This window comes from Methyloglobulus sp. (genome assembly GCF_046714055.1).
In the GTDB taxonomy this organism is placed as follows: Bacteria; Pseudomonadota; Gammaproteobacteria; order Methylococcales; family Methylomonadaceae; genus Methyloglobulus.
This window is the reverse complement of the sequence record NZ_JBKKBJ010000191.1, coordinates 1-10,207: the sequence shown is the minus strand read 5'-3', so window position 1 is coordinate 10,207 and position 10,207 is coordinate 1. Positions and strand designations below refer to the sequence as shown.

Genomic DNA, 10,207 nt, shown 5'->3' with positions numbered 1-10,207 from the left:
GTGCTGAGACAACAAGCAAAATGGGATGAGAAAGCCGTGTTACAATTTTGTCGGCAACGGCTGTCCACCTACAAAGTGCCGCTGCGCTTGCAAATAGTGACGCAGATTAGCTGCACTGCCAGCGGCAAGGTTAAAAGGATTGCAGCAGATATTAAGGTCATTTAGGGTGGCCAAGCTTTTTTGCCCACCGTTTCCGCTAATCAATATCCATAGAATGCCCTTTGTTTATGATGGATTTGGCGATGCTCTACCCATACAAGTTAAAACAAGCCAACTCTGAACCCTAATGCCTCAGCAGCAGCGGCAAATAATTTATCGGCAGTTGCTATAAGTTCTAATCCGTGATGCTGGGCAATTGCTAAATGCAACGCATCCAGTGTCCGTAAGGCATGTTCCGGTAAAATGGAAATCAGATTAGCCGCGCTTTCCAAGTGTTTATCTTCCACTTTCAGCAAAGTGAGGTGCCCTTGGGCTATATCATCCAAGAAAGTTGCATAAATTTGCCCTTCCAAATCTGCACCGAATTCCAACATACGCTTGCGCCTGGCTAACAAACAGCGCATTTCGGTTTTAGTCAGCGTACTGATAACTGCGCTGTCTAAACTGATAATATAATCACTGACCTGCTCCGAATTGGTTTCTGCCAGATACCATTTTGCCAAGGCACTGGTATCCAGATAAACCGCAGGGTTATCGCTCATCACGATCCAGCCGAATTAACTCAGTTGCAGAAACAGAACTATTTTGGGTTGACTGCCGTAACTGGGCATGAGTCGGGCGTTTTTTCTTGGGCTGCATCGGCAAAACCCGTGCAATTTCCTGTTTATTGCGGGTAATAATCAGTTCTTGTTGCTCTTCAACCAATTGATCAAGCTTGCCTAAAATATTACGCATTTCTCTAATATTGAGATGTTGCATGGTTTAACCTTTATGTGCTTCATGACTTATAATTGTAGCACATGGTTAGTGAGAGCTTAATGAAAAACTGAGTCAATTCATTTTGCCCAGTCATCAACCAATCAACCAATCCGGTTTTTCAAATTGAGTAGCTGTTCCTAAGTGGTATACTCATGCTATTTTCAGAATAAGCTCCCATTTTCAGCATACAGATTGAAAACAACGTATTTATAAACCCACGGAATACAGATAAGTGACACAAACAATGGTTGGGCAAAAAAAAGTTATTATTATCGGAGCTGGGCCATCGGGCAGTATTGCAGGTGCTTTATTGCAGAAAAAAGGTTATCAGGCCGTTATTTTGGAACGGGAGAAATTTCCACGCTTTAGCATTGGTGAGAGTTTGCTGCCGCAATGCATGGAGTTCATTGAGCAAGCGGGCATGTTACAGGCCGTTCGTGATGCCGGATTCCAGTTAAAAACAGGCGCTGATTTTCTACACAACGATAAACATTCAGAATTCTATTTTTCCGACAAGTTTAGCCCAGGGTTTAATTCCACGTATCAAGTCCAACGTGCCCGCTTTGATGCATTGCTGGCTACCGAGGCCCAACGCCAGGGCTGCGTTATTTACTGGCAGCATCAGGTGTTGGGGGCGGATTTTTCCGGTGACCAGCCGATGTTGACCGTGGCCGACGAGCAGGCGGTAACGTATCAAGTAGAAGCGGATTTTGTCTTGGATGCCAGCGGCTTTGGACGGGTGTTGCCGCGCTTGTTAAATTTGGAAAGCCCCTCAAATTTCCCCGTTAGGCAAGCTTTATTTACCCATATCGAAGACAGGATTAGCTGCGGGCGCTATGACCGGAATCAAATCCGTATTATCGTGCATCCCGACATAACGGATGTTTGGTATTGGTTGATCCCGTTTAGCAATGGCCGTTGCAGTTTAGGTATCGTAGGTGAACCTGATGTTTTCAACGCCTTTGAGGGTAATCAGCAGGCTTTCCATGCCTTAGTGGCGCAAGAGCCCACGTTATCGGCATTGTTGCCAAATGCAATATTCGACACGCCCATCAATAGCATTAAAGGCTATAGCGCCAATGTGAGCGCGTTGTTTGGCAAAGGTTATGCTTTATTGGGGAATGCTGGCGAATTTTTAGATCCTGTGTTTTCTTCGGGTGTCACCATTGCGATGAAATCGGCCAGCTTGGCTGCCGACGTGCTGGATCGGCAGTTTAACGACCAGCCGGTGGATTGGCAACGTGATTTTGCCGAGCCTTTGCAAAAAGGAGTGGACACTTTTCGAACTTATGTAACGGCATGGTACAAAGGCGGATTACAAGATGTGATTTTTTATGACCAGCAACAACCCAATATCAAAGCCATGATCTGTTCCATTCTAGCGGGTTATGTTTGGGATGAAAGCAACCCTTATGTCAAAAATTCACAACCCCGATTGGACACCTTGGTGGAGTTATGCCGCACGACGGTATGATGGATGAAGTTCTACCTGAATGATCTTGGCATGGTGTCGGCTGTTGGCGATTCCAAAGCAGAAATGCTCAAACGGGTTTTATCGGGCGACCGGACGGGTTTGGCACTAACTGAACGCCTGGTTACTGGAAATCCCGTTTATGTGGGGGAGGTTCGGGCGAAACTGCCGCTGATCGATAAAATCCACAGCGTATATGATTGCCGGAATAACCAACTGTTACTGGCTGCGCTAGATCAGATCAAGGGAACTGTAAATGATGTGATCCGGCGGTTTGGGGCAGACCGGGTTGGCGTGGTTATTGGTACCAGCACGTCTGGGCTTAACAGTACGGAATTGGCCTGGGCTGCGGTCGCCCAAACCGGCAAAAAACCTGGGTCGTTCCATTACAAACAACAACAATTAGCCGGGGGGGCCGATTTTCTGGCGAAGCATTTAGGCCTTAAAGGGCCTGCTTATGCCATTTCCACCGCCTGTTCATCCAGTGGCAGGGCTTTTGCGTCCGCTAGACGGTTGATCGCACTGGATTTGTGTGATGCGGTGATTGTCGGCGGTGCAGATAGCCTGTGCCGCTTTACCGTGCAAGGATTTGCTGCGTTGGAGTCCGTTTCGGCGGGTTTATGCAGGCCTTTTGGCCTGCATAGGGATGGCATCAATATAGCAGAGGCCGCAGCCTTGTTTGTTATGAGCAAGGAGCCTGGCTCGGTGCAATTATCCGGCATCGGTGCCAGCAGCGATGCCCACCATTTTTCCGCCCCAGCGCCTGATGGCAAAACCGTAATGAAAGCCATGTCTGTGGCTTTGCAAGAAGCCGGGAAAGCAGCGAACGCTATTGACTATATTAATATGCATGGCACTGCCACCCCACTGAATGATGCAATGGAAAGCCGAAGTGTATTTGAAGTTTTTTCAGACGAACAGGCAGTCAGTTCCACCAAAGGAATGACTGGACATGCCTTAGGCGCCGCCGCCGCGATGGAACTGGGGATATGTTGGCTGTTACTTAACGAGGATGATCCATCCGGCGAGTTACCCCCCAATATTAATGGCGACGAATTGGATCCAGGCCTGCCTAAGCTAAATTACGTCAGGCCAGGGCAGTATTTAGGGCGTAAAATCAATGCCTGCCAAAGCAACTCCTTTGCTTTTGGCGGCAATAATATCTCCATTGTCGTGGCACGGGCATGAACGAGTTTGCGGTTAATGAATTATTGGCCCATGAAGGATCTATGATGCTATTGGATAAAATCATTAAATTCGACGGCCAGTCCATGGTTTCTGAAGTGACTGTACGCGATAATGGGCTATTTGGCGACGATAAGGCAGTGCCCGCTTTGGTCGGTATTGAATACATGGCCCAAACCATAGCGGCGCACGGCAATATGATGGATAAAATAGCACAGCGACCAACCTATCTGGGTTTTTTGTTGGGGACTCGTGCCTATACGAGCAACGTGGATAGTTTCCTGACGGGATCGGTACTGACAGTGACTGTCAAAAAAATTATACAGGAACAAGGCCTTGGTGTGTTTGACTGCAAAATTACCGCGCCTGGCGTGTTGGTCGAAGCAAAATTGAATGTTTATCTGCCCGACTCGGCGCAAAACCGAGTGCTTACCGAATAGACGATTGGATGCTGCAAGATGGGTGAAACAATTTTAGTGACCGGCTCCAGCCGTGGTATCGGCAAGGCAATAGCCTTGTATTTGGCAGGCAAAGGCTTTGATGTGGCCGTACATTGCCATAGCCGCCGGGCTGAAGCAGAAGCGGTGGCAGAAGCCATTAAAGCCATGGGACAAACATCCCGCGTATTGCAGTTTGACCTCTCTGACCGGCAGCAATGCGCCGAGCAACTGACGCAGGATATTGAACGGCACGGGACTTACTACGGCGTGGTATGCAATGCCGGGATGACCGCAGACAATGCTTTCCCAGCCTTGACAGATGCAGATTGGGACACTGTGGTGCATACCAATCTGGACGGCTTCTACAATGTATTGAAACCCCTGGTTATGCCCATGATTCAACGGCGAAAGCCAGGCCGCATAGTCACCTTATCTTCAGTTTCCGGCCTGATCGGTAACTGGGGACAAGTCAATTACAGTGCCGCCAAGGCGGGGATAATCGGCGCCACCAAAGCATTGGCGCTGGAATTGGCCAAACGGAATATTACCGTGAATTGTGTGGCGCCGGGCTTGATTGATACCGACATGCCAGAAGGTGCGCCACTGGAAGAGATTAAAAAATTGATTCCGCTAAGACGGGCAGGGACAGCCAAAGAAGTCGCCGCCGTCATCGCGTTTTTAATGTCTGAAGATGCCGCATACATTACCCGTCAGGTCATTTCAGTTAATGGAGGGCTCTGCTGATGAGGCGTGTGGTCATTACCGGAATGGGCGCGATTACACCATTAGGAAATAATTGGCCTTGCGTTTCTGAAAAACTAAAAGCCCAACTTACAGGCATTCGGAAAATGAATGACTGGGCCAAATATAAAGGCCTCAACACCCAGTTAGCAGCCCCCGCAGACTTTTCAAGGCCGGAACATTATTCCCGCAAGCAGGTGCGCGGTATGGGTCGGGTTGCCCTGTTGGGAACGTACGCCACTGAACTGGCCTTACAAGAGGCCGGATTGCTAGCAGACCCGGTGTTGAAAAGTGGCCGGGTAGGCATTGCTTATGGCAGTTCTTCCGGTAGCTTTGACGGGCTGATAGATTTCACAAAAATGTTGCTGAACTGTGATAAGGGCAGTTTGGATGCCACCTCGTATATCCGCATGATGGGACATACCTGCCCTGTCAATATCGGGCTACATTTTGGCATCACCGGACGGATAATCCCCACTTCCAGTGCCTGTACCTCCAGTAGCCAAGCGATAGGTTACGCCTATGAAACCGTCAAACAAGGCATACAAACAGTCATGATAGCCGGTGGCAGCGATGAATTGTCGCCATCGCAACCGGCTATTTTTGACACGCTATTTGCCACATCGTTGCGTAATGATGAGCCACATAAAACTCCCAGGCCATTCGACAAGGATCGTGACGGCCTGGTCATAGGCGAGGGTGGCGCGACATTTATCCTGGAAGAGAGGGAATATGCACTGAGCCGTGGTGTGCCCATTTATGCCGAAGTCGTAGGATTTGGCACCAATTCCAATGGCTTGCATGTCACCAAACCGGATTGCGATAGTATGCAAATCGCCATGAAATTAGCGCTTCAGGATGCAGGGCTGGGTGTCAAGGCAATCGGCTATGTCAGCGCCCATGGCACAGCAACTGAATTAGGGGATATTGCCGAAAGCCATGCGACAGCAGCAGTCCTGGGGCATAAAACACCCATTAGCGCAATGAAAAGCTATACCGGACATACCTTGGGAGCCTGTGGTTCGATTGAGGCTTGGGCTGGGATACAGATGATGAATGAAGGCTGGTTTCACCCAACCGCTAATTTGGATAATGTAGACCCTAAGTGTGCCGAGCTCGACTATATTAGACATGCCATTCGTCTGCTGGAATGCGACTATCTCATGAGCAATAATTTTGCGTTTGGTGGCATTAACACTTCACTTATTTTTAAACGATGTTAAACAGATGGAATTGTTAATATATTATAGGTTGATAACATTGGCTTTTATAGGAACGCCGATGGAAATTGCGCTGAATGAAGGGGATCGGTCAATGTTGGGCAGATGGGTAAAGAGCCGGGCTGTTGGAGATAAACATACGTTACCTGCGAGAATGGTATTGATGACCGCCGATGGTTGTCCGGCGAAGGCCATTATGGCAACCCTAAATGTAAGCAACCAGACCTTGAACGTGTGGCGCAACCGCTATCTTGAAAGGCGACACAAAGCCAGATTGTCAGTTTGTGTCCTCTTATAAAAAGACCAATCCGACCTTAAAAGCACTGATCGCCTTCTATGAAATCATTATGATCGGTTATATTAATAGCAAAGAAGTCCGAAAAGTGGTGCAAGGCTCATTGAACCGTGGCGAATCGTACCACCAGTTAAGCTCCACCATCGCCAAAGTCAGCGGTGGCAGGATGCTGATTGGTAGGACGGAAATTGAACTTGACATCAATGCCGAAGCCATCCGGCTCACCGCCAACGCGGTTATCTCTTATAACGCGACATTATTATCGATACTAAATCAGCACTTTCTGTCAGTTGACCCGGAAATGGCGAGAACAATAGCCCAGTTTTCCCTGGTCGCATGGCAGCATATCAGCTTCATTGACAAGTATGAATTTTACAACAGAGGACATGTTATTAATATTCAATAGGATATCAATAAAATCATTGCTGATTTCAAAATCGATATTTCGGCTGTAAGCCAACAGTGCCAAGGCTTATAGAGGTAGCTGGGTAAAAACCATTCTTTGGTTAAATACCCCCAAATTGTCGATCCAACGCCCATTTGACATGCTCCTGCACCAGTTCAGACGGGTGCAGGAGTCTTGTTTTTAGTGCCTCGACAATAACTTCGGATTTTGGCGCATTGCCTAATGCCACGGCGATATTCCTGAGCCAGCGTTCATGACCGATACGACGGATGGCCGAACCTTCAGTTCTGGTCAAAAATTCTTGTTCACTCCAAGCAAATACGTCCAGTAATTCCTGGGTATTCAACCGGTGCCTGGGGTTAAAATCCTTTTCACTGGTCAGTTTGGCAAAACGGTTCCAGGGACAAATGATCTGGCAGTCATCACAACCATAGATCCGGTTGCCGATCAAAGGCCTTAACGGTTCAGGAATCGGGCCGTGTAGTTCAATGGTCAGATACGATACGCAACGACGCGCATCGACCTGATAAGGCGCAACTATGGCTTGAGTTGGACAAACATCCAGGCAGGCGCGGCATGCCCCGCAATGTTCTGTGGCGGACTTATCGACAGGTAACGGCAAGTCGGTAAAAATTTCGCCAAGAAAAAACCACGATCCTGCTTTACGGTTAATCAGGTTGGAATGTTTGCCTATCCAGCCTAACCCCGCCTTTTCTGCCAAGGCTTTTTCCAGTACCGGGGCGCTATCGACGAAAGCGCGGTAACCAAACGGGCCTATTTGCCCATGAATACGGTCGGCTAATTTCTGTAAACGAGTCCGCATCAGCTTGTGATAATCGCGGCCTAACGCATAACGCGAAACATAAGCAGAGAAGGGATTCTCAAGTGCCTGATTCATCGCGCTATCGGGTTCTGGCAAGTAATCCATACGCACAGAAATAACACGGCTAGTTCCTGGATGTAATAGGGCGGGTCTGCTACGCTTATGACCATGACGTTGCATATAATCCATGGAGCCGTGGAAGTTGTTGGCTAGCCAGTTGTCAAGATGGGTTTCGGCTTTGGATAAATCGGTGTCCGTAATGCCAACCTGCTGAAAGCCCAGCGCTTGCCCCCATTCCTTGATTTGCGCGGCGAGACTTGCCATGTTTTCAGTGTTGTTTAGGGCCATTTGCGGATTACCTAAAATAAAAACTAAAAGATCACTAACGATACCATGCAGAAGCTACCAACAGAGTTATATCGCGCCGATCAAGTCAGGGAATTAGACCATATTGTAATCAAAGAATACGGTATTCCGGGGATTGAACTCATGAGCCGGGCCGGAAATGCCGTATTTAGGCATCTGCGAATCAAGTGGCCTAATGCTAAATCCATCAGTGTTTTTTGCGGTTCAGGCAATAATGCCGGCGATGGCTATATTATAGCCGGACTGGCACAAGTAATAGGCTTGAAAGTCACTGTTTATGCGCTTTCCGACCCTGAAAATTTAAAGGATAATGCGCTCATCGCTTATCAGGATTACATTAACGCCAATGGGACAATCACACCGTTTCAGGTTGACCAGGCCATCTATGCGGATGTGGTCATTGATGCTTTGTTAGGGACAGGGTTGAACAAATCGGTCACCGGAATTTATGCGCAAGCGATTCACAATATTAATAAATGCCGGTCTCATGTCATCGCCGTTGATGTGCCGTCTGGGTTAAATGCTGATACCGGCAGTGTCATGGCTTGTGCTGTAAAAGCAACATGTACCGTTACCTTTATCGGCTTGAAACAAGGCTTGTATACCGGATTGGCGGCTGATTATTGCGGCGAAATTCTTTATTCGTCCTTGGCTGTGCCCAAAGAAATTTTCGAAAAAGTCGCAACGAACACTCATCGAGTCGTCAAAAAAATATTTCCTCCTCGTAGCCGTTGCGCCCATAAAGGTGACCACGGACATGTGTTGATAGTCGGTGGAGACCGTGGCTATTCGGGCGCTGCCAGAATGGCTGGCGAAGCGGCATTGCGAGTAGGCGCAGGATTAGTGAGCGTGGCAACCCACCCTGAACACGCGGCGCTATTGAACCTGAATAGACCGGAATTGATGTGCCATGGCGTGGATAATGCCGGGCAACTCTCGCCGTTGCTGGATAAGGCCGATGTCATTGTCATAGGGCCTGGATTAGGGCAAAGCAAGTGGGCAACAGTATTGTTCATCGCTGCGATAAAGTCATCCAAAATGTTAGTCATCGATGCTGACGGGCTGAATCTTTTGGCGCATGTCCCTGAAAAACATCCTGATTGGGTGTTAACGCCGCATCCCGGCGAAGCGGCGAGGTTATTGCGCTGCGCCACCGCTGATGTACAGCAAGACCGCTATGCTGCCGTCGCTGCGATTCAGGCTAAATATGACGGTATTGCTGTCCTTAAAGGATCGGGAACGCTGATCGCAGGGAACGATGATGTTACTGTTTCCACAACGGGAAACCCAGGAATGGCATCGGGCGGCATGGGGGATGTGCTTGCTGGGGTTATAGCAGGATTGGCAGCGCAGGGCTTTTCCTTAAAAGATGCGGCACAACAAGGAGTTTATCTGCATGGCATGGCGGCTGACCTTGCTGTTGGGCAAACGGGTGAAAGAGGTTTGCTGGCCAGTGATTTAATGCCTTTTCTCAGACAGTTGGTCAATTGATGCAAAAATATTTACATAACACTGAGGAAACCGAGCAATTCGGAGCCGAAATTTATCATTCCCTACCCTCAAAGTGCGTGATTTATTTATATGGTGAGTTAGGGGCAGGCAAAACAACCTTGGTAAGGGGTTATCTACGTGCCGCAGGATACACAGGAACCGTCAAAAGCCCCACCTATAACTTAGTGGAAGAATACACAGTGGCCAAAAAAAAAATAGTTCATTTTGATTTATATAGGATTACCGATCCAGAAGAGTTGGAATGGATAGGAATCAACGACTATTTCAATCAAGACAGCATCTGTTTTATTGAATGGCCTGAAAAGGGCAAAGGTTTTTTGCCCGAACCGGATACTGTCATCAATTTAAGTGTGCAAGGAAGTGGGAGAATGGTAGAGGTAAGCTGATTTCTCAGTTAGCAACTGATGTAACGCACCTGTAGTTCAAGTACAAGTAAACTATAAAGATGAATACAGAACTATTAAAAATTTGGGTTGCAGCGAGCATTCTAGAATCATTGTTTCAACTGCCTTTGCGGCTATGAGGTCTGCAACACAGTTGGTTTGGCAGCCCCCGTGGATCGAGACTTGCCGGCCCGTATTTGGTGGACATCAAACATTTTTTTAAAGAGCCAGGGAATTTTAGTCCTTTTGCAGATTTTGTAAAGACAAGTATTTGATTTTTATGTAGTGGTGTGTCATTTGCCAAGTAATCTCTTAAGCTATTAAGCTAACTCTATGATGCATAGTTTTATTTTTTAAATTCTCCAATTTGTCGGTGGCTTTGATAAATCACTCACCCTATTTTCTTCACACCCACCATCGCGCCTAAGAAAATCGCCTATGTTCTGG

Annotated in this window: 10 protein-coding genes and 1 pseudogene; 8 read left to right on the top strand and 3 right to left on the bottom strand. The window is 47.8% G+C overall.

The genetic code is table 11. The features are described from left to right. Positions 1-260 precede the first annotated feature (260 nt). Together ACLQ6D_RS11340 and ACLQ6D_RS11335 are read right to left on the bottom strand one after the other, a co-directional pair. Complete coding sequence (locus ACLQ6D_RS11340; RefSeq protein WP_411727394.1) at positions 261-701, bottom strand: type II toxin-antitoxin system VapC family toxin; 441 nt, start codon at positions 699-701, stop codon at positions 261-263. Further along, entirely contained in the window at positions 691-918 is a 228-nt protein-coding gene (locus tag ACLQ6D_RS11335) for a type II toxin-antitoxin system Phd/YefM family antitoxin (RefSeq protein ID WP_411727393.1), read from the bottom strand. The genes ACLQ6D_RS11340 and ACLQ6D_RS11335 overlap by 11 nt, the downstream gene beginning before the upstream one ends. Before the next feature lie 244 nt (positions 919-1,162). On the opposite strand from ACLQ6D_RS11335, the gene ACLQ6D_RS11330 reads away from it, so the two are divergent. The 6 genes and pseudogenes from ACLQ6D_RS11330 to ACLQ6D_RS11305 all read left to right on the top strand — a co-directional run. Beyond that, positions 1,163-2,392 carry an NAD(P)/FAD-dependent oxidoreductase gene (locus ACLQ6D_RS11330; RefSeq protein ID WP_411727396.1) on the top strand — a complete coding sequence of 410 codons (1,230 nt, stop codon included), beginning with the start codon at positions 1,163-1,165 and terminating at the stop codon, positions 2,390-2,392. A gap of 3 nt (positions 2,393-2,395) precedes the next feature. Further along, positions 2,396-3,577 carry a beta-ketoacyl-ACP synthase gene (locus ACLQ6D_RS11325; protein WP_411727392.1) on the top strand — a complete coding sequence of 394 codons (1,182 nt, stop codon included), beginning with the start codon at positions 2,396-2,398 and terminating at the stop codon, positions 3,575-3,577. Continuing rightward, positions 3,574-4,014, top strand: a complete 441-nt coding sequence (locus tag ACLQ6D_RS11320; protein ID WP_411727391.1) for a 3-hydroxylacyl-ACP dehydratase — start codon at positions 3,574-3,576, stop codon at positions 4,012-4,014. Before ACLQ6D_RS11325 ends, ACLQ6D_RS11320 begins: the two co-directional genes overlap by 4 nt. 18 nt (positions 4,015-4,032) lie before the next feature. Beyond that, positions 4,033-4,758 (top strand): 3-oxoacyl-ACP reductase FabG, encoded by a 726-nt coding sequence (gene fabG, locus ACLQ6D_RS11315; RefSeq protein WP_411727390.1) that lies wholly within the window; start codon positions 4,033-4,035, stop codon positions 4,756-4,758. After that, complete coding sequence (locus ACLQ6D_RS11310) at positions 4,758-5,978, top strand: beta-ketoacyl-ACP synthase (protein ID WP_411727389.1); 1,221 nt, start codon at positions 4,758-4,760, stop codon at positions 5,976-5,978. The genes fabG and ACLQ6D_RS11310 overlap by 1 nt, the downstream gene beginning before the upstream one ends. Before the next feature lie 252 nt (positions 5,979-6,230). Beyond that, positions 6,231-6,676: pseudogene (locus ACLQ6D_RS11305) on the top strand (Tn3 family transposase); the annotation flags it as partial. 100 nt (positions 6,677-6,776) lie between these two features. Here the strand turns inward: ACLQ6D_RS11305 and queG are convergent. Continuing rightward, positions 6,777-7,823, bottom strand: coding sequence for a tRNA epoxyqueuosine(34) reductase QueG (gene queG, locus ACLQ6D_RS11300; protein ID WP_411727388.1), 1,047 nt, complete (start codon positions 7,821-7,823; stop codon positions 6,777-6,779). 69 nt (positions 7,824-7,892) lie between these two features. Here queG and ACLQ6D_RS11295 point away from each other — a divergent pair, with 69 nt between their 5' ends. Beyond that, positions 7,893-9,356, top strand: a complete 1,464-nt coding sequence (locus tag ACLQ6D_RS11295; RefSeq protein WP_411727387.1) for an NAD(P)H-hydrate dehydratase — start codon at positions 7,893-7,895, stop codon at positions 9,354-9,356. Beyond that, positions 9,356-9,763, top strand: coding sequence for a tRNA (adenosine(37)-N6)-threonylcarbamoyltransferase complex ATPase subunit type 1 TsaE (gene tsaE, locus ACLQ6D_RS11290; protein WP_411727395.1), 408 nt, complete (start codon positions 9,356-9,358; stop codon positions 9,761-9,763). The genes ACLQ6D_RS11295 and tsaE overlap by 1 nt, the downstream gene beginning before the upstream one ends. Positions 9,764-10,207: the final 444 nt, after the last annotated feature.

Bases quoted from the DNA above. Each gene is read 5' to 3' on its own strand.
- fabG (WP_411727390.1), top strand. From the start codon at position 4,033: ATGGGTGAAACAATTTTAGTGACCGGCTCCAGCCGTGGTATCGGCAAG.
- ACLQ6D_RS11295 (WP_411727387.1), top strand. From the start codon at position 7,893: ATGCAGAAGCTACCAACAGAGTTATATCGCGCCGATCAAGTCAGGGAA.
- queG (WP_411727388.1), bottom strand. From the start codon at position 7,823: ATGGCAAGTCTCGCCGCGCAAATCAAGGAATGGGGGCAAGCGCTGGGC.
- ACLQ6D_RS11320 (WP_411727391.1), top strand. From the start codon at position 3,574: ATGAACGAGTTTGCGGTTAATGAATTATTGGCCCATGAAGGATCTATG.
- tsaE (WP_411727395.1), top strand. From the start codon at position 9,356: ATGCAAAAATATTTACATAACACTGAGGAAACCGAGCAATTCGGAGCC.
- ACLQ6D_RS11335 (WP_411727393.1), bottom strand. From the start codon at position 918: ATGCAACATCTCAATATTAGAGAAATGCGTAATATTTTAGGCAAGCTT.
- ACLQ6D_RS11325 (WP_411727392.1), top strand. From the start codon at position 2,396: ATGAAGTTCTACCTGAATGATCTTGGCATGGTGTCGGCTGTTGGCGAT.
- ACLQ6D_RS11340 (WP_411727394.1), bottom strand. From the start codon at position 701: ATGAGCGATAACCCTGCGGTTTATCTGGATACCAGTGCCTTGGCAAAA.
- ACLQ6D_RS11310 (WP_411727389.1), top strand. From the start codon at position 4,758: ATGAGGCGTGTGGTCATTACCGGAATGGGCGCGATTACACCATTAGGA.
- ACLQ6D_RS11330 (WP_411727396.1), top strand. From the start codon at position 1,163: ATGGTTGGGCAAAAAAAAGTTATTATTATCGGAGCTGGGCCATCGGGC.